A 23243-nucleotide genomic window follows, 5' to 3' on the forward strand; every position below is an offset into this window, starting at 1 on the left:
TGCCGAAGATGCGCCAGAATTAACCGAATTGGCGGCGCAGCTAGAAGAGAAGATAGCGACAGGCGGTGAAGCAAAAAAGCCCGCCCATGAGGCGCACTCAGAGGTTGGGGTAGAGCAAGATACAGCGCGCTTTCATGAGACGGATGGGGCGCAAGCGCAAGAAATAGAGGCAACGCAATTGCGCGCAATGCAACCGCAACTACAGGAGCAAGGGCAAGCGCGAACACAAGCGCCAGCGCCTCAGCAAGAAATTCCGCAATCCTTGAATCTTGACAAGAATTCTCCGCCTTGGGAAGCGGAGGCGGAAAATCAAGCGACCGCGCAACACACTTACGCAGTGCGTGAGGGTGATTCTGATGCGCCGATAGCGTCAGCACAAGCACAAGCACAAGCACAAGCACAAGCACAAGCACAAGGGCAAGGGCAAGGGCAAGGGCAAGGGCAAGTGCGAACACAAGCGCCAGCGCCTCAGCAAGAAATTCCGCAATCCTTGAATCTTGATAAGAATTCTCCGCCTTGGGAAGCGGAGGCGGAAAATCAAGCGACCGCGCAACACACTTACGCAGTGCGTGAAGGTGATTCTGATGCGCCGATAGCGTCAGCACAAGCACAAGAACAAGAACAAGCACAAGCACAAGCACAAGCACAAGCACAAGAACAAGAACAAGAACAAGAACAAGAACAAGAACAAGAACAAGAAATAGAGGCAATGCAATCCCACGCGATAGAAGCGCAACCGTCGAGCATTGCAATTAATCCGCCACCGTGGGAGGAGACGGAGGCATTAACATGGGAAGATGAGCAAGAACCGCCAAAGTGGTTAACCGATGTGCCGCCTTTGGATATGGATATGCCTTGGGAGTTGGCGCGTGAGCAAGAAAGCCATGCAGACTTTATGCAAGAGAGGGGGCAGGGGTATTTTCCCAATGATGCAGGGCGTGAGATGTCGCATGTAAGGCAACCTTTAAAGCAAAGCGCCAATAAGCAGGCAGAGCAATCTACGCATTCAAAATCAGCCAGTATGTCTCAAGCAATCGCGCGGGCAGGCGTTCAAGCGGTAGAGGCGCGTTCAAGCGCAAATCTAAGACCAGATGCGGGCGTTCAAGTGGTAGAGGCGCATCCAAATCCAAATCCAAATCCAAATCCAAATCCAAATCCAAATCCAAATACGAGCGCTCAAGCGGTTGCGTTTTCTGCTGGAGGAGAGGGGATTGTGTTAGGTGAGGAGGGGCGAAGATTTGCGAGTTTGCAGGAGTTGTTATCAGCGTGTGTGGCGCGTGCGATGCTTTGGGATGATTTGTTAAAGCAGATGGCTTTGAGTCATGAGGCGTTGATGTTGGCAGAATTTGCTACGCCGAGCGCGTGGCAGGCGCCAGTGTTGACGTTAGATTGTGAGCAGGAGATGGCGGGGTTGATTAGTGATGCGCAAAAGCAGGCGTTGTCTCAGGCGTTGTCGGGGTTGTATTCTGGGGAGCGTTGTGAGGTGGTGCTGGCGTTTAAAGAAGCGGTACAGACGCCGAGTAAGCGTTATTTATTAGCAGCTGAGCAACGAGAACAGGCGGCGAGAGCGCGTTTTTTAGCACATCCGCAGGTGGTGGCGTTAACGAAAACATTGCATGCGGTGGTGGATATGGAGAGTGTTGCGCCTTTAGATGAGGCGTGATTTTTATTATTGATTGGTTTTTATTGAAGTTTTTATTTTAAAAGGAGTCGTTATGTTTAAAGGTGGTTTGGGCGGTATGATGAAAAAGGCGCAGGAAATGCAGGAAAATATGCAGCGCATGCAAAAGGAGTTGGTGCATAAGACTGTGGTGGGGCAGTCGGGCGCTGGGGGGGTGAAGGTTACGCTTAATGGGCATTATGGTTGTGAGCGGGTGGAGATTGCTGATGAGCTTTGGCAGGAGGAGCGCGAGATGTTAGAGGCGTTAGTGGCGGCAGCGGTGAGTGATGCAACGCAAAAGACAAAGGCGCTGGTTGAGGCGGAGATGGCGAAGTTGACGGGGGGCATGAATTTACCAGATGGATTTAAGATGCCATTTTAGGTGCTAGAGGATGTCTTTTTCTCTTTCTTTTGATGAATTGGTGCAGGCGCTGACGTGTTTGCCTGGGGTGGGGGGCAAAAACCGCGCAACGTATGGCGCTTAATATGTTGTTGAAAAAACCTGAGCAGGCGGGGCAGTTGGCGCAGGCGATTGCAAAGGCGTTGACGACGGTGCAGCGGTGCAGGCGTTGTCGTAATTTATCAGATAGTGAGGTGTGCTTGATTTGTAGTAATGCCAAGCGCGATGCGCAGGTGATTTGTGTGGTGGAAAATCCTGATGATGTGTTGGCAATTGAGCAGTCGACGGATTATCGTGGGCAATATTTTGTTTTGATGGGGCATATTGCGCCATTAGATGGGATTGGCCCGCAGGAGTTGGGGTTGGATGTATTAGATGCGCGTTTGGCTGAGGGGGGGATTCGGGAGATGGTATTGGCAACGAATGCGACGCTGGAGGGGGAGTCAACGGCGTATTTTTTGGCTCAGTTGGCGCAAAAACATGGGGTGTTGGCAACGCGTTTGACGCATGGGGTGCCGATGGGGGGGGAGTTGGTGTATATCGATAAACGGACGTTGTCGCTGGCTTTTGCAACGCGCTCGCGCTATCAAGAATGAGATTCTAAAGAGGCGGATAGATGGCTAAGCAATTGGATTTTTTGGTGTTTATTGGGCGGTTTCAGCCGTTGCACCGTGCGCATGTGGCGGTGATTGAGGCAGCGCTTGCTCAGGCACATTCGGTGATTGTGTTGTGTGGTTCGGCAAAGAGTGCGCGTGATTTGCGTAATCCGTGGTCGGTTTTAGAAAGAGAGCGGATGATTCGTGGGGTGTTTGATGCGCAAGACAATGCGCGTTTATGGGTGCGCGGGATTGAGGATGTGCCTTATGATGATGCGCGTTGGGTGGCGCAGGTGGAGGCAACGGTTGCTGAGATTGTGGGAGAGGATGCCAAGGCAAGGGTGGGGTTGATTGGGCATGAGAAGGATGAGAGCTCGTATTATTTGCAGTTGTTTGCGCGTTGGTCTTTTGTGGCGATGGACAATATTGATGGCTTGAATGCAACGGATATCCGCAAGCGTTATTTTGCTTTGCAGGCGCAGGAGGCGGTGGCGGAGAAGGATTTGCCACAGGCGGTGGTGGCGTTTTTAGAGGAATTTCGTCTAAAAGAAGCGTATGCGCAGTTGCAGGCGGTGCAGCAGGCGGTTAGCGATGAGAAGGCGCGTTGGCGCATGCGCCTAAAGAGGCGGTGGCGTTGTGTGCGGCAGCTTGGGTGGTGTGTGGTGAGTCGGTGTTGGTGATGCCTTGTGTGGAGGGGGTGGGGCGTTTGTGGGCGTTGCCTCATAGGCGTTTAAGTCAGGGAGCGCGTTTGTTTGAATCGGCTGTGTCTGCGGTGTTGGCGACTTTGGGCGGAGAGCGTGAGGAATTGGTCGCTCATTTTAGTGGGCAGCGGGTATTTGATGCGCCTAAGCGGGTTGATGGGGTGCGAGAGGTGGTGCAGGTGTTTGGGTTTGAGTTTGCCAAAGAGGCGTTGCCTACACTGCAAGGAGAGGGGCGTTGGCTTGCGCGTGGGGCGCTACAACGTGGGGATTTTTATGCCGATTATTATGATGTGATTGAGCATTGTTGGCGTAAAGGTTTCAATAAATGGTAATTTAAATTTGTAGGTGGTGCGGATGTGGCTTGGGTGGCGGTGGTAGAATAGGGGTTTTAATAATGATTAATTGGGAATGTCATCATGAATAAAGTGTTATTAGAGGTTACTCATCGAATTGTTGAGCGTAGTCGTCCTGTGCGTGAGCGGTATTTGGCGCAGGTTGAATCAGCAAAGAAGGTCGACCGTTTGGGGCGGATGGAGTTATCTTGTACGAATTTGGCGCATGCTTTTGCGGCGATGCCTGAGGCGGCGAAGGAGCGTATTAAGGCTTCACGTGCGCCGAATTTGGCGATTGTCTCTTCTTATAATGATATGTTGTCAGCGCATCAGCCGTTGAAAGATTTTCCACAGTGGATTAAGGAGGCGGTGTTTGAGGCGGGCGCTACAGCGCAGTTTGCGGGGGGGACGCCTGCGATGTGTGATGGGGTTACGCAAGGTCGTCCAGGGATGGAGTTGTCGTTATTTTCGCGCGATGTGATTGCGCAAAGTACGGCAATTGCGTTGTCGCATTTGATGTTTGATGGTGGGTTGTATTTGGGGTGTGCGATAAGATTGTGCCAGGGTTGTTGATGGGGGCGTTGTCGTTTGGGCATTTGCCAGCCATTTTTGTGCCTGCAGGCCCTATGACAAGTGGGATTGCAAATGATGAAAAAGCAAAAACGCGTCAGTTATTTGCTGAAGGGAAGGTTGGACGTGAGGTGCTGTTGGAAAGTGAGGCGCAGTCTTATCATTCAGCAGGGACATGTACGTTTTATGGTACGGCAAATTCAAATCAGATGATGATGGAGTTGATGGGTTTGCATTTGCCTGGCGCGGCGTTTGCTAATCCAAATACGCCTATTCGAGAATTGCTCACGCGCGCTGCAGGAACTCAGGCGGCGAGAATGGTGCGCCCTGATAGTGGGGTAAAACCACTAGGCGAGATGGTGGATGAGAAAACGATTGTTAATGCGGTGGTGGGGTTGTTGGCAACTGGGGGGTCAACGAATCATACATTGCATTTGATTGCGATTGCGCGCTGTGCGGGAATTGATTTGCAGTGGTCAGATTTTAGCGATTTGTCTGCAATTATTCCTTTACTAATGCGGGTTTATCCAAATGGTAAGGCGGATGTGAACCATTTCCATGCTGCTGGTGGGTTGGGATTTGTGATTCGTGAATTAATTGAAGCAGGATTGGTGCATGAGGATGTTTCTACGGTGATGGGGCAGGGGTTGTCAGCTTATGCGCAAGAGCCTTGTATTCGCGATGGGCAGTTAAGCTGGCAAGAGGCGCCAAAAATGAGTGGGGATGAAAATGTGTTGCGCCCTGTAAGTCGTGCGTTTTCAGATAATGGCGGTTTGAAAATGTTACATGGCAATATTGGACGGGCGGTGATTAAGATTTCTGCTGTAGCGCCTGAACATCGTGTGGTTGAAGCGCCTGCAAAAATATTCCACGACCAGCAGTCGCTGATTGAAGCGTTTAATGCTGGGCAATTGAATGAGGATTTTGTCGCGGTGGTGCGTTATCAAGGCCCTAAAGCCAATGGAATGCCAGAGCTCCATCAGCTAACCCCACAATTAACTTCTTTGCAACAACAAGGCTATAAAGTGGCATTGGTTACAGATGGGCGGATGTCGGGTGCATCGGGGAAAGTGCCTGCTGCCATTCATGTTTCGCCTGAGGCGTTATTAGGTGGAATGATTGGGCGTATTCATGAAGGCGATATGGTGCGCATGGATGCTGAAAATGGGGTGTTGGAAGTGTTGGTGAGTGATGAGGAGTTAGAAGCGCGCGAGGTCAGAACGCCTGATTTAAGCGCAAATCAAATGGGAACGGGGCGTGAATTATTTACTGGCTTTCGTATGCTTACCACGCCTGCTGAAGAGGGCGCGATGAGTTTCCCACATCCGCTTTGGCAGAAGAAATAATATTTTGATGGTTTAATTCAATAGGAGAAAAAAATGGCTACCCCACATATTAATGCTGAAAAAGGTGATTTTGCACAAACAGTGCTGATGCCAGGCGACCCGCTGCGTGCAAAATATATCGCAGAAACGTTTTTAACCAATGTGCGCCAAGTCAATGAAGTGCGTGGAATGTTAGGCTTTACTGGTGAATATGAAGGTAAGAAATTATCCGTAATGGGGCATGGAATGGGGATTCCTTCTTGCTCAATTTATGCTAAAGAATTGATTACTGAATATGGCGTAGAGAACTTAATCCGTGTGGGGTCGTGTGGTGCGGTGTTGGATGATGTGAAAGTGCGTGATGTGGTGATTGGGATGGGCGCTTGTACCGATTCACAAGTAAACCGTACGCGTTTTAAAGGCTATGATTTTGCAGCTATTGCTGATTTTGGCTTGACGTGTGCTTTAGTTGAAGCGGCAAAGGCGCTTAATGTACAGGCTAAAGTGGGCAATCTGTTTTCCGCGGATTTATTTTATACCCCTGATGCAGAAATGTTTGAGGTCATGCGTCGTTATCAAATTCTAGGCGTTGAAATGGAAGCTGCGGGCATTTATGGTGTGGCGGCAGAATTTGGTGCAAAGGCAGCAACGATTTGCACGGTGTCTGATCACATTATCAAAGGCGAGGCGACTAGTGCACAGGAAAGACAAACCTCATTTAATGATATGATTAAAATCGCGCTTAATGCAGCGGTTTCTATCTAAAATCCAGTAAAAATTCTCTAGCAATGAAGGTAAGTTTGAACACCAACAAAGCTAGAGAATTTTTTAGAATTTACAAAAGACAATATCAATTTATCATCTATTAAGAGAAGACAATGAAAAATAATCCTTTTGCTTTCATGCGTAGCAAAATTGAAGAAGCGATGCCTGAAGCATTGCGCCCAATTAATGCGGAAATTAAAAGCGCTACACGCCGATTTATTCAAGAACGGTTAAGCGATTTTGATTTGGTACCGCGTCAGGAATTTGAGCAACAACAACAATTACTGGCACAAGCACAACAACGCATTGAAGCACTAGAGAAACAATTAAGCGAACTTACGCCAACCCGTTAGGTTGATGTTTTTAGTTGATGCTTAGAAGTGGGTGGGTCTAAATCCATAGCGTTCAGCGCGTGCGTTAGAGATAGTTAAGTTAAAAGAAACCCCTATTATGATTGGCATAATAGGGGTTTTAGTTTATCTGAAAACTATGCGCTCATTGTTATAAATCGAGCTTTTTGTAGAGCACAGATTTTTTAGTTGGACAAATGATTATCTGATTTCAAAATAAGTAATGACTTTTCTGACGCCTGAAACCCGTCGAGCGATTTCTGTTGCAGCCTTAGCTTCTTGCTCACTCACTAGCCCCATTAAATAAGTAATTCCATGTTCAGTAACGACTTTGACGCGTGTGGGGTCAAATCCTGCTACAGCAACATCCAATAAAGCAATTTTCACTTTTGCTGTCTGTTTGGTGTCATAAGTGCGCTCAGCTAAAGTTGATTTTCGCCCAATAATAAGCTGGTTTTGAATCAACTTAACATAGCCAATTTGTTGCACAATATCAACAGCCCGCGCGCGAATCTGCTCATTAAACACTTCACCTGAGAGTAGCACCTGACCATTATAAGCGGTTACATTGATATGGCTATTATCAGAGACCAAGTCATCGCCAGATAATTTGCCAAAAACCAATACTTCTAAAGTGTTGTCATCAATGACTGTACCTGCAGTGCGACGCTCATGAATAACGCCTGCTGTGGTAGCTGCGCCACCAATTAAAAGCGGTGCGCAAGCTTGGATAAATAGCGCCGAGAGAATGAGTGCAATGGAATGATGAATTTGCATGGTTGACTTCACCTGTGCTGATTTAAAGCGTTAATTATAGACAGTATTGTTATTATTGCCTATCTCTATCTAAATTGTGAGGATAAAGTTTAATTTTTTGATGATATTGGTATGGCGGCATCACTAGTAAGCCTAATTTTTTTGCCAAATACATAAAGCCTTTAGTTATTATCTATGTTTTTATATTAATAATTTACCAAAGCATCATAAAGGTTTTGGGATTTTAATAAAGACTACCTGCTTATCTTAATTTTGCTGGGCAAATATTATTTTTTAGTTTAGCGAGGCGAATGGAGCATAAAAAAAGCGAACCGAAGTTCGCTTTTTTGAGTTCTAGCAAAAAATTGCTTAGAAGTTGTGGCGTACACCAACAACTGCTTGGAAACCATCTTTTTCATTTTTGGTTCTAGTGTAGTTAGCTTCAACCCAAGATTTGGTGCGTGGGCTGAATTTGTACTGATAACCCAATGCTGCTTGAAGAGCATCACTTCTGCTGCTCTTATTGTCAACATAAGCAAGACCAGCACGGAAAGTGCTCGCACCGTTGTACCACTCACCAGCAACATTATAAATTTTAGATTTTGATGAAGCGCTTTGTGCGCCAACGCCTACTTGATATTGGCTAGTTTTGTAAGAAACATTTCCAACTAAGAATTCATCAGAACCGTTTCTTGCGTTAGCAGTACCTTGATATTGTTTGAGGTATGCAGCACTTGCATTGATGCCATTAGCTTCATACAACGCACCAACTTCAAATGCATCAGCACCTTTAGAAGCTAGGTTTTGACCATCTAATACGATTGAACCACCTAAAGTTAAACCAGCAATATTTGGTGATAAGTAGTTAATAGCTTTGCTAACAGTACCTGGAGCATCAATGTCAGCAAGGCTTAGTTGGTTAAAGCCACCACGGAAACCTGTTGCTTCGTCTAAAAGGGTACCTTGCTTACCAAGAGTTAGTTGACCGAAATCACCACGGAAGCCTAAATATGCTTTTTTAGTTGAGTTAAGACCATAGGAGCATTCTTACCATCTTCACTTAATTTAGTAGCATCATCTACACCAAATTCGTACTTGAAGAATGCTTCTAAACCATTTGCTAATACTTCATTCCCTTTAACGCCAATTTTTGCGCTTTTGGTTTGTAAATCCCAGTGGGTTTTTTTAAGGCTGTTTGGTTTTAAGCCATTTACTACGCCATCATTGCTGTTAGCAATAGTTACTGAGTAGCCTAATGAACCATAAAGAGTAGTGCTGTTTTTGCCTTCCACTTTCACTGCTGCGTTGGCAGAAGCGATGCTTCCTGAAACAACAGCTAATGCGATTAATGTTTTTTTCATGTGTGTCTCCAAGTGCTATATATATGCTAAATTTTGTTAATTCGCGGATTCGCCTAATCCGAAGGCAATGATACTTTCTTTTTTGTGTTCTTGCAACATTTTTGTTGCAAGAAACCAACAAGGCACAATTTGTGGTTTTTTCACGACAATTTACTGGGTGTTGTTGGTTAATGGTTTGATTTTTAATTATTTTTACAAAAGCTCTTATCTGCTTTAACAGTAAGATTAATGCAATATTTTTTATTAAGCATAAAACTTAACAACCTATAGGTTGTTTAGATGATGTTAGAGGTGGGGATTAAAAAGTTTTTCGCCGATATCGGGTAGGAGCTGATTGATGTTGTGCTGTTGGTAGCTTTGGCGCCTCGAGAGACGGTAACAAGGCTTACGCCTACCGTGGTGCTGATATCTCGTTGGGTTGTGCCTTGTTGTAAAAGGGCAAAAATTTGTAGGCGCTTGTAAAGCTCTTGTTGTTCTTTGGGGCTTAAAAGCGCCCCTAGGATAGCAGCTAGGCGCTCTTGGTCGGTGGTTTGCTGGAGGAGGGTTAGGAGGTAGTGTTCTGGGGGTTGTTTTGGGGGTGTGATAAGTCATAATAATGATTCTTTTGTAGGTTAGAAGGTTTTGGAAAATTCCAGATAGGCGTTTGTGCTTTGGCGGTTGTCGTAGTAGAAGTGGTTGCTGTCGGTTTTGTTCCAATTTAAGGTCAGTTTTGGGGTGATGCCCCATAGGTGCCAGTCGCGTTTCCAAAGGCTTAAGCTGGCGCTGTATTCTAAATCTTGGCGTTTATGTTCAACAAGAAATGCGCCTGCATATTGGCGTTTGCTTAGGCTGGTGGTGAGGCGGGTGGATAGTCCTTGTGTCCATTCTTGTCCCCAACCAAGATTTAGGCTCGGGCGGGTGTAGGTGTCGGATTTGTTATCAGCATGATGATGATAAACGCCAATGCCAGCAAAATAATAGCGTTGGGCGTTGGCGATATGAAGGAGGTTGCTCCCAAGGTAGTATTGATTGCTATGGGTTTTGTTTTGATTGCTTTTGGTGTGGCTGTAGAGGGCGTTGGCATTGAGTTGCCAGTTGGGGGTTAGCCAATATTGTCCGTTTAGATTGACGCCGAGAGCGGTGGTGTAGGGCTTATTGGCGTAAAAGCGTTGGTTGATGAAGGGGTTAATGCGCAGGTTGTGTTTAAGATCTTGCCAGCCAAGGCTAGTTCCAAGGGTGAGGTTTAGGTTGTTGTAGTTGCTTTTATCCCATTGGTCGCCGTCAATGCTGGCGTTTATGGCGCTGTAATAGCCGTTGGCGTGGGTAAAGGTTTTATCAGCGCTGACATTATAATGAATGCCTTTGGCTTGTTCGCGGGCGGGGTAGCTGCGTTCTGTTGGGCAGAAGTAGTTTGATTCACCCCGAGCGATGGCTTCTTTAATTTTTTGATCGCATTGTTCTTTGGTATTGAGGATGATTTTTTGCACGCTGGGGGCGTTGTTAATATTGTTATCGCTTTGATAATAGGCGCTAAATTCAAAGTTCCATTGTTGTTTTTTTTGTAGGTTGGTGAGTTGTTGTTCGATAAGTTGCTGGATGTCTTCGGGTAGGGGTTCGCTGTGTAGGCGTTGGAGTTGGTCTTGCGCGGCGCTGTCTTGATGGTCGGCGATTAGGGCTAGCGCAAGTTTAAGGCGTACGGGGGGGAGGTTGCTTTCTTGCGCAAGCATTTCGCGGTAAAGGGCGATGGCGTCTTTTAAGCGGTTTTGTTGTTGCGCGAGGTTGGCTTTGGCATAGCGGATAAGCTGTTGGTTGGCGTTGGCGCTATTTTCATAGATATCTAGCAGGGCGCTGATGTTTTCGAGGTTGTTATCAACAATGGCTTGGTCGAGAAGATGAGCGGTTAAATTAGGGTCTTGATAAAGGGCATCTTGAGTTAGGGGTTGTTTAGGCTCCAGAGGTGTGGGTTCGTTAGGATTGTGGGCGTTTTGCGCAAGTGCAGTGAGTGGAGCGAGGGCGGTAAGGAGGAGGAAAAAACGCATGGAATAATTCCTTTTTAGCAGGTAAAGGTGGGCGATTATATCATGCGTTTTTGGTTTTTAGGGGAAGGTGGCGGGTTATTGAGGGTTAATTTTGGGTGTTGTCTTTGCCATAAAATTTTACGCCAATTTTAATTTTTGAGCGTCCTTGAGAGAGGCGGTGTTGGTTGGTGTCGCGTAGGGAGTAAACGCAACCACAATATTCTTGCATATAAAATTGTTCGCGTTTGCTAATTTCAATCATGCGTTGTGAACCGCCTTGTTTGCGCCAGTTGTATGTCCAATATTGAACGTCGGGATAAGGGGCGGCGGCGCGTTCGCCACTTTCGTTGATTTGTTGCATATTTTTCCAGCGTGAGATGCCTAGAGAGCTGGTTATGATGGGAAAACCGTGTTCATGGGCGTAGAGCGCGGTGCGCTCAAAGCGCATATCAAAGCACATGGTGCAACGAATGCCTCTTTCGGGTTCGTGTTCCATGCCTTTGGCGCGCTCAAACCAGTTGTCGGTATCGTAGTCGCAATCGATAAAGGGGACGTTGAATTTTTCAGCAAAGGCGATGTTCTCATCTTTGCGCAGGAGATATTCTTTGCGTGGATGGATGTTGGGATTGTAAAAAATATGGTGTAGTCGATGCCTGAGGCGAGCATGGCTTCCATGACTTCGCCCGAGCAGGGCGCGCAGCAGGAGTGGAGGAGGACTTTTTTATGTCCATCTGGCGGTGTGAGGATTTGGCGTTGCGGTTGGATATTTTGCATAGGAACTCTTTTTTATTGTGAATTTGATTCGGGGTTGGTGTAGTAGGTGCTATTGGCTTCAAGAGGGGTGAGCATGCCAAAGAAGTCGGCAGGAATGGGGCAAGGTTTATTTTCATCAAATAAATAGGTGTTGCCACGAAATTTAATCATTCCGCTACAGGTATCTGCTGGAATAATGGCAGGTTCGTTGGTGGTTTTGGGAATTTGTGCGGTTTGCTGTTCGCGGATAATTTGGCAATGGTTATATTTATGTTTATTTTCATCATCGGCAAAGACAAATGTATTACCATTGCGGCATTGGTAGATGCGTCGGGCAATGACGACGGTTTCGCTTGCATCAAGGGTTTCAGCGGTTACGAGTGTGGGTTGACCGACAAATTGTGGCTCTTCTTCGGATGGTTCGTGAGTGGAGGGGGTTTGCGTTTTAGGGCTGTTTTGCAAAGGCAAGGGGCGCACAGGGGTTCGCTCACCACTGTTTTGGGCATGAGCAGTGGTGATGAGCAAAGCGCTAAGGATAAAGCTTAAGAATTTCATGCAAGACGGCTAAAAATCAATGTGGCATTGGTGCCGCCAAATCCAAAGCTATTAGACATGATGGCTTGTAAAGGCGTTTGGATGTTTTGTTGAATGATGTTTAGCCCTTGAGCATTCTCATCCAGCGTTTCGATATTGACAGAGGCAACCGCAAAATCATTGAGCATCATTAATAATGAGTAGATGACTTCATTAGAGCCTGCCGCACCAAGAGCATGCCCTGAAAGGGATTTGGTGGAGCTTATCATGGGCATGGATTGATTTTGAAAGACTTCGGCAATGGCACTGAGTTCGCGCGTATCCCCTACGGGTGTGGAGGTGCCATGGGCATTGATGTAGTCAATATTGCCAGTGTGGGTTTGGAGCGCCATTTGCATGCACCGCACCGCGCCTTCGCCTGAAGGTTGAACCATATCATAACCATCAGAAGTAGCGCCGTAGCCCGTGATTTCAGCAAGAATGGTTGCCCCGCGCGCTTTAGCATGTTCGTATTCTTCTAAAACAAGCACGCTACCTCCGCCTGAGATAACAAAACCATCACGCGCTTTATCATAGGCGCGGGAGGCTTTGGTGGGTTGGTCGTTGTATTGTGTAGAGAGGGCGCCCATGGCGTCAAAGAGCATGGTGAGCGTCCAGTCAACATCTTCACCACCGCCTGCAAAGACGATATCTTGTTTGCCCATTTGGATGAGTTCTGCACCATGACCAATACAATGCGCGCTAGTAGAGCAGGCGGAGCTCATGGAGTAGTTCACGCCTTTGATTTGAAATGGAACGGCTAAGCAGGCGGCGGTGGTTGACGCCATGGTTTTGGTAACGCCATAAGGTCCAATGCGCTTAACGCCACTTTCTCTTAAGATGTCAGCGGCTTCTACTTGTGCTGAAGGGGCAGCGCCTCCTGTGCCAATAACAATGCCTGCACGCGGACTAGAGACTTGTTCGGGAGTGAGTTTGGCTTGCTCAATGGCTTCTTGCATGGCGATATAACAATATGCTGCAGCGTTACTCATAAAGCGTAGACTTTTGCGGTCGATGTGTGCTTTTAGGTCAATATTGATATCCCCGTGTACTTGTGAGCGCAAGCCTCTTTCCTGATAACTTGGCGCAAAAGAGATACCTGATTTTAGGGTTTGAAGCGCGTTTAAAACCTCGGTTTTGTTGTTACCTAACTTGACACGATACCCATGCCAGTTACGACCACTCGTCTCATGATGTTGTTCTCCTTAGTTGAGAAGAAAAATAAAAATGCTTTCTTTGAAGTTAAAAGTTCTCGGTTTGCGTAAATAGCCCTACCCGTAGATTGTTGCCCGCATAGATGGGTTTACCGTCTACTTCCATAGTGGCATCTGCAATGCCTAGAACAAGCTGGCGCATGATGATGCGTTTCATATGGATGTGATAGGTGATTTTTTGTTACTGGGCAGAACTTGTCCGCTAAATTTAACCTCACCACAACCTAGGGCGCGTCCGCGTCCTTGTCCGCCGCTCCAGCCAAGGAAAAAACCAACCAGTTGCCACATGGCATCTAACCCTAAACAGCCAGGCATGACGGGGTCTCCTTCGAAATGGCAAGCAAAAAACCATAAATCAGGGGAGATGTCGAGTTCAGCGATAATTTCGCCTTTTCCGTAGTTGCCGCCAGTGTTGTTGATATTAACAATGCGATCGACCATCAGCATATTGGGGAGGGGTAATTGGGCGTTGTTTTCACCAAAGAGGTTGCCGTGGGCGCATTGTAAAAGTTCGTCTTTGCTGAAGCTTTGTTTGTGAGTAAGTGCGTTTGTCATGCCTATCCTAATGTTAAATAAACGGTTGTTGAGTTATAAATTCAGAGCCTGTTGGTATTGTTTAAGTAGTTTGTTGTCCAAATTATAAATATCTTGAGCGAATTTAATTTGTCCTTGAGTGTCTGCCCATGTTGTCCAATAGACTAAATAAATGGGCGTTTCATTGGGGGGATTGACCCAACTTTCTTTGCTTTTGTTGGCGGCGGCGCGGATTTTCTCAGGAGTCCACTGGCTATTTTTTAGAAGTATATCAGCAAAATCCATGGGGTCTTGTAAACGTATGCAACCAGAGCTATAAGCGCGGTTGGCGCGGTCAAATAGTTCTTTATTGGGGGTGTCGTGCAAATATATGGCGTGTGGGTTGGGAAAGAGGAATTTTATGCGACCAAGGGCGTTTTGTCTACCTGGTTTTTGGCGTAGGGTGTAGTGCGTGGCGTCGCTGGTATGCCAGTTAACCGCTGAGGGTGAAAGGGTTTTGCCATTAGGGGCAACTGCTTCATAAGTGCCATCAAAGGCGGCGGCGTTTTGGCGGAGTTGGGGGAGTTTGTCGTGCTTGAATATGCCAGGGGGACTGTCCAAGTGGGCTCATAACAACGTGGCGGATGCGGTCAGTAAAAGCAGGAGTGGGGCGGGTTTTGCGTCCTACTACCGCCTTGGTGTGATAAATCACTTGATTGTTATCAAGCATATTAACTTGATAACTGGGGATGTTGACTAAAACATAGGGATTGCCGAGGTCTTGGGGCAGCCAGCGTTGGCGTTCGAGGTTGATGGCTAGTTGGTTGATAAGGTCTTGACGGGTTGTGTTGAGGAGCGCGCGGGTGGCAGGTCCTGCTATCCCGTCGGGGTCAATACCTATATGCTGTTGATAATGTTGTAATTTTTGTTTGAGTTCGGCGTCAAAATAATGATTATTGCCCTCTAGCCCTAATTTCTGGCGCAGTAGTCCAACGGCTGGGTGGGTCATGCCAAGTTTTAAGGTGAGATTAGGGAGTGAGGTTTCAGGGGTTTGGGTGAGGCGTTTTTTAAGTTGGTTGTATTGTTTTTTGAGCGCTTGATAACGGGCGTTGTTGGCATTAAAGCTGGCAAGGCGCTGGGGGTGGTCTTGATGGAGATGAGCGTTGCTGAGATTGGCGATTAGCTCTAGCGGTTTGACTTTAACTGCGTTCCACTCGCGATGGGTTTTTTTGGGGTCGACAATGCCATTAGCGAGATGTTCGGCAAGGGTGAGGTAAGCATCGGTTAAAAGCAGTTCGTAGTTTAGGCGCTCTTCAGGGGTGAGGGTGGAGGGAAGGTTGTTTAGAATTTGGCTGTGGTAATGGGCAGGATTGAGCCCATCTTCTTGGCTTTGCTGGATTAGGGTTAGGAGGGTTTGCGCTTGTGGTTGTAGTTGGTTGTCTAGGCTCCAAATAAAAGGATAGTTCTGAGTTTGGTAGAACTGTTGCACCAGTTCGGGGCGATTTAGGCGGTAGGTTTGACCCTGTAAGTTGGCTTGTTTGGGTGGGGTTTTGACGGCGTTTATAAGCTCATCACGCTGATTGTCGTTTAGCGGTTCAATGCTGGGAATGGTGGGATTGATGTTTTGGCTATCTTCGGGCGGTGCATCAAGCATTTCAAGGGTTTCGTCTGGAGCGAGGTTGTCGCTTACAACAGGCGGTGATTGGTCGAAGGTCTCAAGCGCAGTTTGTACGGTGATGGTTAATGCTTGGGCGTTGGCGTTGGGATTGAGCATCGCCAGTGCAAGAATTGTTGTAATTTTGCAACGACGCGAAGGGGCTATCATACGCTTTTCCTTAAATTTTAATTTAAAAATGCCCTATTTTACGCGTATTTGCAGGCGTTGCCTAGCTAGAGGGTGGTTGTGGTAGTAAAACCACAGGCATTATGGGTGAGGATTGGCAGGGGAGGATGGAGCTGGCATACTGGTGTTGGTGTGAGCGTTATTCAGGGAGTTTTATGGAAAAACAACGTTTGGCGGTTAATGCAAGGCGTGCGCCTTTTTGGCGGCGGTTAACAGCGCTTTTATATGATGCGTTGTTGGTGGTGGCGTGTTTGATGGTGGTGGGGTTTGTGATGGTGGCAGCGAATGCTGGGGAGCGGATTGCGCCACGTTCGCCATTGTTCTACGTGCTTCAAGCGGAAATGTTGCTAACGCCTTTATTATTTTATGTCTATTTTTGGACGTCGCAGGCGCAGACGTTGGGCATGCGCGCATGGCGGTTGGTGGTTATGGATGAAAATGGACAAATGCTGGGCGTGGGGCGCGCAATGATGCGCTGGGGGTTGGCGGTGTTAACGTGTTTGCCTGTGGGGTTGGGGCTTTGGTGGGCGTTGATAGATAAACAGGGACGGTCGTTATATGATGTACTGTCAAAATCACGTTTGTTTTTGGTAGATAAGAATCCTTATTCTTGAATTGTATTGATTATTTTATGGAGGTTTGAGATGTTTTCTGGTTTAAAACAATTACCTGATGACCCAATTTTACGTTTGGGGGCGTTGTTTGATGCGGATGTGCGCGAGAATCGTGTGGATGTAGGCGTTGGGGTGTTTCAAGATGAAAACGGGCATACTGCTATCATGCGCGCGGTTAAAAAAGCTGAAGAGCGCGTTTGGCAACAAGAAGAGAGTAAAAAATATCTCGGGTTGGCAGGTAATTTGCGCTTTAATCGTGCTATGGTGGATTTAGTGTTGGCAGAAGCGGTGGATTCTACGCGCGTGCAGGCGATTCAAAGTGTCGCGGGAACAGGGGGATTGCGCTTGGTGGCGGATGTGTTGGGGCGGATTGCGCCAGAGGCGACGGTGTGGCTGCCCAATCCAACTTGGGGCAACCATAAGGCGATTTTTCAAGCCGCTGGATTAAAAACGCAATCTTATTCTTATTATGATGAGCAAAGTGCCGCGGTGGCGATGCAGGCGCTGTTAGATGATTTGGCGCAGGCGAAGCCTAAGGATATTGTGGTATTGCATGGCTGTTGCCACAATCCAACGGGGGCGGATTTATCTCCTGCACAATGGCAACAGATTGCAGCGCTTTTAAAAGAGCGTCAATTGATGCCAATTGTTGATTTGGCGTATTTGGGTTTTGGACAGAATTTAGATGATGATGCCTATGGGGTGCGCCATTTAGCCTCTGTGGTTGATTATTTATGGGTGGTGGTGTCGTGTTCGAAAAACTTTGGATTGTATCGTGAGCGTACGGGGGTTGTGCTAACAGTTGCGCCAAGCGCGCAAGAAGCGGAACTGGTGCAAAGTTATTTAGCAGCCTCTAGTCGGGCGATGGTTTCAATGCCTCCTAATCATGGCGCAGAAATTGTAGGGGAAATTCTTACTGATGCCGCTCTTTCTCAACAGTGGCGTGATGAGCTGGCAAAGATGGCGGACTATATCAAAATGCGTCGCCAGCAATTGGCTTTGGCGCTCAATCAACTAGATGGCAAGGATTGGTCGTTTATCACCAAGCAACAAGGGATGTTTAGTGTGTTGCCGTTGGGAGAGGCGCGCGTGCAGGCGTTGCGCGAGGATTATGGCGTGTATATGGTTGGCGTTGGGCGGATTAATTTTGCTGGGCTAAAAAGTGAGACGGCGGTTTCGTATGTGGCACAATCTATTGCCAAAGTGCAGTAAATAATCGTTACTTAAACAATGTGTTATTAAATATCACCTAAATAAGACAAAATTAGTCTTGATTTATGTATTGAGAACGATTACTATTAACCACGTCAGATAGCAGGTTATCTGTCACATTGCCTCATGATGATTTACCCCGATTCGTTCGGGGTTTTTTTATGCTCTTAAGCTATGCAAAATACAATTCGTCTTATTCTAAAACGGCATAAATAACGCTTAAATTTATTTTATACTGTGCCTCGATTATTTCTTTGAGTTATTTAACAGGAGCAGATATGAAAAAAACAGCCTTGGTCTTATTGTCAGCAGTGGCATTGTCGGCATCGGCAAATAGTGATATTTCAGAGCGTTTAAGTAATGGTGGGGTATGGACGATTGGTACAGAAGGGACGTATCCCCCATTTACTTATCACGATGAAACGGGAAAATTAACAGGCTATGATGTAGAAGTAGCGCGCGCGGTGGCAAAAAAATTAGGCGTAACGGTAGAATTTAAAGAAACACAGTGGGATAGCATGTTGGCGGGGTTGGATAGTAAGCGCTTTGATTCAGTTGCCAATCAAGTGAGCCTTAATACGCCTGAACGTCAGGCTAAATATGATAAGTCCGAGCCTTATAGCTGGTCGAATGCGGTAGTGGTTGCGCCGAAAAAGGTTACTTTAACCAGCTGGGATGAGATTAAAGGCAAAAAATCAGCACAATCTTTAACCAGTAACTATGGCGAAATGGCGCAAAAATATGGTGCGCAGTTGGTGGGTGTGGAAGGTTTGGCGCAGGCGCTTGCTTTGATTAATCAGGGGCGCGCTGATTTAACCATTAATGATAATTTGGCTATCTTGGATTATTTTAAAGTCAAACCTGATAACGGGCTTGAGATTAAATTACAAGCTGATGACAGTGAAAAAGAGGCGCAGGCATTATTTTTCGCAAAGGTGAAGAAGAAGCGGTGGCTAAAGTGAGTGAAGCGATTAAAGCGTTGCAAGCTGATGGCACTTTATCGCGCTTATCTGAACAGTTTTTTGGTGCTGATATTAGTCAAAAATAACAGGTAAAATAGCGTTCGCCACTTGTCAGAATTATTTGGCAGGTGGCGATTTTTAATGTTTAGAAAGAGAGCGTTATGTTGGTTGATTTACTTGCAAAATTACCTTTTATGACTGCCGATAAAGCAGCGATTGTGACAGACGCTTTTTTGCCAATGGTGAAAGGTGGTTTGTTGTATTCCATACCGCTTGCGATTGTGTCGTTTATTTGTGGGCTTTGTATTGCCTTGGCGGTGGCAATGGTGCGAATTACCCCACGCCACGCTCTTTGGCATAAGCTGTTGTATCGTGTGGCACGGGGCTATGTATCCGCCATTCGTGGTACGCCAATGCTGGTTCAGTTGTTTATTATTTTTTATGGTTTGCCTGCCTTTGGGGTTACGCTTGACCCGTTTCCCACAGCGATTATTGCTTTTTCTTTGAATGTGGGGGCGTATGCGTCCGAGACAGTGCGTGCGGCGATTTTATCCATTCCCAAGGGGCAATGGGAGGCGGGCAGTAGCGTGGGCTTAAGCTATATGCAGACCTTTCGCCACGTGATTTTGCCTCAAGGCTTTCGTGTCGCTATCCCACCGCTATCCAATACTTTTATTAGCCTTGTTAAAGAAACATCGCTGGCGTCTTTGGTGTTGGTTACCGAATTATTTAAAGAGGCTCAAATCGTGGCTTCTCGTACTTATGAATTTATGCTGGTGTATATTGAGGCGGCACTCATTTATTGGGTGATTTGCTTTGTGCTGACCTTGCTACAAAATCGCTTAGAAGCACGCTTTGACCGCCATATTGCCAAATAAAAGGAGTGTTATGATTACAGTAAGCCACATTCAAAAACGCTTTGGCGATAATGCGGTTTTAAAAGGTATTGATTTGACCATACAAAAAGGGCAAGTGATGGTGATTTTAGGGCCATCAGGTTCTGGCAAAACCACGCTGTTACGCTGTTTAAATGGGCTTGAAGTGCCTGATAGCGGTCATATTCACTTTCATGATGGCAGTTTGACGGTTGATTTTGCTGGTAAATTAACTAAAGCTACTTTACAAGCCCTACACAAAAAATCAGGAATGGTGTTTCAGTCGTACAACTTATTCCCCCACAAAACCGCCTTGCAAAATCTCACTTTAGGCCCACTTGTCGCCCAAAAACGCCCTGCCAATGAAATTGAGCGTGAAGCCAAAGCCTTGCTTGCTAAGGTGGGGCTTGCAGATAAGATGGATTTGTATCCGTATCAATTGTCAGGGGGGCAACAACAGCGAGTAGGCATTGCACGAGCATTGGCAATCAAGCCTGAACTGCTGTTATTTGATGAGCCAACCTCTGCTCTTGACCCCGAATTGGTGGCGGACGTACTGGCGACAATGAAACAGCTGGCGGCTGAAGGTTGGACGATGGTGGTGGTAACGCATGAGATTGGTTTTGCACGTGAAGTGGCTGATGTGGTGGTGCTAATGGACGATGGCGTGGTGGTGGAGCAAGGCTCGCCCAAGCAGTTGTTTGAGCATTCCACCCACCCAAGGGTAAGAAGTTTTTTACAGCAAATTCAATATTAAAGATTAACGATGAAACTACTTTTTTTATACGCCAGCACCAATGGGCATACGCGCACCATTAGCCAACACCTAGCCACATACATTAACGCCCAACAGCCTACTTGGCAGATAACCCAACAGCCCATTGAAACAGCGCACACCATAACGCCTAGCGAATTTGACGGCATTATCCTTGGCGCAAGCATTCGTTATGGCAAACATCACCGCGCGGTGAGCGCATTTATTGATCAGCACCAACACACCCTCACGCAACGCCTATTTGCTTTTTATTCGGTTAACCTAACCGCGCGCAAGCCCGAAAAAAACACCCCACAAACCAATCCATATATACAAAAATTTTATCAATCTCTCCCCATCAAACCCACGTTAGACGCCGTATTTGCTGGACGGCTCGCCTATCCAGAATATGCTTGGTATAACAAACTTATGATTTGCCTTATCATGAAACTCACGCACGGGCCTACCAACCTCAGCACCATAAAAGTTTTTACTAACTGGCAGGCAGTTGAGCATTTTGCACAGCGCCTAATCGCACAGCTTACGCAACGATATAGTTGGAGAAGTGGAAAAGTAGTACAAGGCGGCGAGCCAAGTCCGTAATACTTTTTCAATTCTTCGACTATAGAGAAGCCAACCATACGATTATTGATATAATGCAAACCAACCAACCATAAGGAGCGAAAGATGTGCGCAATTGTAGGTATGATAGGGCAAGGGTATGTAAACCAAATTCTATACGACACCCTAACCATACTCCAACACCGTGGACAAGATGCCGCAGGCATTGCTACTTGTGAGAATGGGCGCTTTTTTATGCACAAAGCCAACGGACTGGTGCGCGATGTCTTTCAAGAAAAACATATGACGCGCCTTATTGGGCATTATGGCATTGGGCATGCGCGCTATCCAACCGCAGGCACTTCCTCCTCAGCTGAGGCGCAACCTCTTTATGTAAATTCTCCTTATGGCATTGCATGGCGCATAATGGCAACCTCACCAATGCCGACGAACTCATTAAAGAAATCTATGCGAGCGATCTGCGCCACATCAACACCCGTTCTGATTCTGAAGTATTGCTCAATGTTTTTGCCCATGAACTCCAGCGCCAGCAAGTACTACGCCCTAATCCTGAAGTTTTATTTACCGCAGTGCGCCAAACGCACCAGCGCGTTAAAGGCGCCTATGCTGTTGTTGCCTTGATTAGTGATTATGGACTGATTGCCTTTCGCGATACACACGGCATCCGCCCCGTAATCTTTGGAGAGCGCGAAACGCCAAAAGGCAAAGAATATCTCATTGCCTCTGAAAGCGTCGCCTTACAAGCGCAAGGCTTTCGCATTATCCGCGACATTGCCCCAGGAGAGGCGGTAATTATCACCAAAGAAGGAGAGATTTATAGCCAGCAATGCGCTGATAACCCAAGCTACACCCCATGCCTTTTTGAATACGTCTACTTTGCCCGTCCAGACTCCACCATTGATGGCATTAATGTTTATAAAGCGCGCCTACGCATGGGCGAAAAACTCGCCGAACGCATCTTGCGCGAATTTCCAGAGCACGACATCGACGTCGTCATACCCATCCCCGACACCAGCCGCAGCTCCGCTTTAGAATTAGCCCACCGCCTAGGCGTTAAATTTCGCGAAGGATTTATGAAAAATCGCTACATTGGGCGCACCTTCATCATGCCAGGGCAAAGTCTGCGTGAAAAATCCGTACGCCAAAAGCTCAACGCCCTTGCGCTAGAATTTCGCGACAAAAACGTCTTATTAGTAGATGATTCTATTGTAAGAGGCACAACCAGCGCACAAATCATCCAAATGGCGCGTGATGCAGGGGCAAAAAAAGTTTATTTCGCCTCTGCCGCCCCCCCCGTGCGCTATCCCAATGTTTATGGCATCGACATGCCCACCTTTGAAGAACTTGTTGCCTACCAACGAAATGAACAGCAAATTGCCCAACACATTGGTGCAGACCGCATTTTTTATCAACACCTAACCGACCTACTCGAAGCCGTCCAAGACACCAAACATAGCCTCCCTACAGGATTTGATGCCTCTGTTTTTGATGGTCATTACGTTACAGGCGATATTAACGAAACCTATTTAAAACAACATTTCAAACAACGTACTGACAAGCAACGCCCGCCTAACCCCCATGAACACCGCCATTGACCTCAACAACGCCAACGATTAACCCACCCCGCATGTTCATAGAACTCTACAACCCCAATAATCACCAACCCGCCTATTTACCATCCCCCCACATCATCCAGCCCATCGAACATCCACACCAAGCCAGCAATGCCTACTACCTCACCCTCACAGCCGACGGCTATTATCACCTCTGCGACAACCAACAGCGCCATAGCCCCCTAACCATCGACTTTACCGCCCCCTATTATCGCTACCGAGGCGGCACAGAATGGCTACCCAAAGCCTTAAAAAACCTCCCCCATCCGCACCTAGCCGACACCACCGCAGGCTGGGCGCGCGACAGCTGGCTTTTAGCTTATAGAGGCTTTCATCTCACCCTTTTTGAGCGCAACCCCTACCTACAACTCCTCTTACGTCAAGGCATCAAACGCGCCCAATCCACCCCCAGCATCGCCGCCATTGCAAAGCGCTTAAGCCTAGAGGCGCAAGACGCCATAAACCACCTACAAACCCAAACAACCAGCGCCTATAGCGCCATCTACCTAGACCCCATGTATCCCAACAAACGCAAAAACGCCAAAGTCAAAAAAGATATGCAAGCGCTTCATCAACTCCTTGGCGGCGAAGAGCAAGACGCACAAACCCTCCTCCAACTCTCACGCGCCAAAGCTCAACAGCGCACCATCGTCAAACGCCCCCAAGGCGCTCCCTTACTAAGCCCAGACGCCCCCACCTACCAAATCCATGCTCCCAATACCCGCTTTGATGTGTATAGTACCTTAACTTCAAAATGAGACTTAGAGATACACATTTTGTCAGGAGAAGCGCTTAGAATAATCTCATTTTGAAGTTAAGAGACTATATCAACGCAAAGACGGATAGCACAAAACGCCCAAAACAAAACCGCCCCGAGAAAATCAACCACCAAGCATCAAGCATCGCACCGCACCGCACCGCA

At 47.1% G+C, this 23243-nt stretch carries 18 protein-coding genes and 8 pseudogenes; 15 read left to right on the top strand and 11 right to left on the bottom strand.

From position 1 onward, the window contains the following. Positions 1-1715: 1715 nt before the first annotated feature. The 7 genes and pseudogenes from A5N84_RS00585 (at position 1716) to A5N84_RS00615 (ending at position 6702) form a co-directional block, all read left to right on the top strand. On the top strand, positions 1716-2042 hold the full coding sequence (locus A5N84_RS00585; RefSeq protein WP_072280866.1) for a YbaB/EbfC family nucleoid-associated protein: 327 nt from the start codon (positions 1716-1718) through the stop codon (positions 2040-2042). A gap of 10 nt (positions 2043-2052) precedes the next feature. Beyond that, a pseudogene (recR, locus tag A5N84_RS00590) lies at positions 2053-2656 on the top strand (recombination mediator RecR). 20 nt (positions 2657-2676) lie between these two features. Then, positions 2677-3336, top strand: coding sequence for an adenylyltransferase/cytidyltransferase family protein (locus tag A5N84_RS00595; RefSeq protein ID WP_072280867.1), 660 nt, complete (start codon positions 2677-2679; stop codon positions 3334-3336). Further along, the gene (locus tag A5N84_RS10140) at positions 3261-3689 is read left to right on the top strand and encodes a hypothetical protein (protein WP_158008600.1); all 429 of its coding nucleotides are present in this window, start codon (positions 3261-3263) and stop codon (positions 3687-3689) included. Before A5N84_RS00595 ends, A5N84_RS10140 begins: the two co-directional genes overlap by 76 nt. An 84-nt stretch (positions 3690-3773) precedes the next feature. Beyond that, positions 3774-5605, top strand: a pseudogene (gene edd, locus A5N84_RS00605) (phosphogluconate dehydratase). A 33-nt stretch (positions 5606-5638) separates the two neighbouring features. Beyond that, the gene (gene deoD / locus A5N84_RS00610) at positions 5639-6349 is read left to right on the top strand and encodes a purine-nucleoside phosphorylase (RefSeq protein WP_072280869.1); all 711 of its coding nucleotides are present in this window, start codon (positions 5639-5641) and stop codon (positions 6347-6349) included. A 113-nt stretch (positions 6350-6462) separates the two neighbouring features. After that, entirely contained in the window at positions 6463-6702 is a 240-nt protein-coding gene (locus tag A5N84_RS00615; protein WP_072280870.1) for an accessory factor UbiK family protein, read from the top strand. 198 nt (positions 6703-6900) lie between these two features. Here A5N84_RS00615 and A5N84_RS00620 read toward each other — a convergent pair whose 3' ends face one another. From A5N84_RS00620 to A5N84_RS12305, 11 genes and pseudogenes are all read right to left on the bottom strand, one after another. Further along, the gene (locus tag A5N84_RS00620; protein WP_072280871.1) at positions 6901-7476 is read right to left on the bottom strand and encodes a BON domain-containing protein; all 576 of its coding nucleotides are present in this window, start codon (positions 7474-7476) and stop codon (positions 6901-6903) included. A 348-nt stretch (positions 7477-7824) separates the two neighbouring features. Then, positions 7825-8418 (bottom strand): annotated as a pseudogene (locus A5N84_RS10145) (porin); the annotation flags it as partial. A gap of 41 nt (positions 8419-8459) precedes the next feature. After that, positions 8460-8816 (bottom strand): porin, encoded by a 357-nt coding sequence (locus tag A5N84_RS00630; RefSeq protein ID WP_072280873.1) that lies wholly within the window; start codon positions 8814-8816, stop codon positions 8460-8462. A 275-nt stretch (positions 8817-9091) separates the two neighbouring features. After that, on the bottom strand, positions 9092-9400 hold the full coding sequence (locus A5N84_RS13145; RefSeq protein WP_072280891.1) for a Trp family transcriptional regulator: 309 nt from the start codon (positions 9398-9400) through the stop codon (positions 9092-9094). A 27-nt stretch (positions 9401-9427) separates the two neighbouring features. Then, positions 9428-10834 (bottom strand): surface lipoprotein assembly modifier, encoded by a 1407-nt coding sequence (locus A5N84_RS00640; RefSeq protein WP_072280874.1) that lies wholly within the window; start codon positions 10832-10834, stop codon positions 9428-9430. 85 nt (positions 10835-10919) lie between these two features. Further along, positions 10920-11587: pseudogene (locus tag A5N84_RS00645) on the bottom strand (epoxyqueuosine reductase QueH). A 12-nt stretch (positions 11588-11599) separates the two neighbouring features. Continuing rightward, the gene (locus A5N84_RS00650; protein ID WP_072280875.1) at positions 11600-12121 is read right to left on the bottom strand and encodes a hypothetical protein; all 522 of its coding nucleotides are present in this window, start codon (positions 12119-12121) and stop codon (positions 11600-11602) included. Next, positions 12118-13331, bottom strand: a pseudogene (gene fabB, locus A5N84_RS13150) (beta-ketoacyl-ACP synthase I). The gene A5N84_RS00650 and the pseudogene fabB overlap by 4 nt, the downstream one beginning before the upstream one ends. Before the next feature lie 50 nt (positions 13332-13381). Beyond that, positions 13382-13908, bottom strand: a pseudogene (fabA, locus tag A5N84_RS00660) (3-hydroxyacyl-[acyl-carrier-protein] dehydratase FabA). Between the two features lie 33 nt (positions 13909-13941). Continuing rightward, positions 13942-14487, bottom strand: a complete 546-nt coding sequence (locus A5N84_RS12300) for a L,D-transpeptidase family protein (protein WP_072280876.1) — start codon at positions 14485-14487, stop codon at positions 13942-13944. Next, the gene (locus tag A5N84_RS12305) at positions 14417-15691 is read right to left on the bottom strand and encodes a L,D-transpeptidase scaffold domain-containing protein (protein ID WP_072280877.1); all 1275 of its coding nucleotides are present in this window, start codon (positions 15689-15691) and stop codon (positions 14417-14419) included. Before A5N84_RS12305 ends, A5N84_RS12300 begins: the two co-directional genes overlap by 71 nt. A 101-nt stretch (positions 15692-15792) precedes the next feature. Here A5N84_RS12305 and A5N84_RS00675 point away from each other — a divergent pair, with 101 nt between their 5' ends. The 8 genes and pseudogenes from A5N84_RS00675 (at position 15793) to A5N84_RS00710 (ending at position 23079) form a co-directional block, all read left to right on the top strand. Further along, a complete protein-coding gene (locus A5N84_RS00675) occupies positions 15793-16323 on the top strand; it encodes an RDD family protein (protein ID WP_233119779.1) in 531 nt (176 codons plus the stop codon). Between the two features lie 30 nt (positions 16324-16353). Then, complete coding sequence (locus A5N84_RS00680; RefSeq protein WP_072280879.1) at positions 16354-17535, top strand: amino acid aminotransferase; 1182 nt, start codon at positions 16354-16356, stop codon at positions 17533-17535. Between the two features lie 278 nt (positions 17536-17813). Then, a pseudogene (locus A5N84_RS00685) lies at positions 17814-18583 on the top strand (amino acid ABC transporter substrate-binding protein). Positions 18584-18658: 75 nt separating this feature from the next. Then, positions 18659-19375 (top strand): amino acid ABC transporter permease, encoded by a 717-nt coding sequence (locus A5N84_RS00690; RefSeq protein WP_072280880.1) that lies wholly within the window; start codon positions 18659-18661, stop codon positions 19373-19375. A gap of 10 nt (positions 19376-19385) precedes the next feature. Then, the gene (locus A5N84_RS00695; protein ID WP_072280881.1) at positions 19386-20129 is read left to right on the top strand and encodes an amino acid ABC transporter ATP-binding protein; all 744 of its coding nucleotides are present in this window, start codon (positions 19386-19388) and stop codon (positions 20127-20129) included. Positions 20130-20138: 9 nt separating this feature from the next. Further along, complete coding sequence (gene hemG / locus A5N84_RS00700) at positions 20139-20729, top strand: menaquinone-dependent protoporphyrinogen IX dehydrogenase (RefSeq protein ID WP_072280882.1); 591 nt, start codon at positions 20139-20141, stop codon at positions 20727-20729. Positions 20730-20813: 84 nt separating this feature from the next. Next, positions 20814-22325, top strand: a pseudogene (gene purF, locus A5N84_RS00705) (amidophosphoribosyltransferase). Further along, on the top strand, positions 22300-23079 hold the full coding sequence (locus tag A5N84_RS00710; RefSeq protein ID WP_233119781.1) for a class I SAM-dependent methyltransferase: 780 nt from the start codon (positions 22300-22302) through the stop codon (positions 23077-23079). The pseudogene purF and the gene A5N84_RS00710 overlap by 26 nt, the downstream one beginning before the upstream one ends. Positions 23080-23243 lie beyond the last annotated feature (164 nt).

This window comes from Rappaport israeli, from assembly GCF_001888055.1.
Taxonomy (GTDB): domain Bacteria; phylum Pseudomonadota; class Gammaproteobacteria; order Cardiobacteriales; family Cardiobacteriaceae; genus Rappaport; species Rappaport israeli.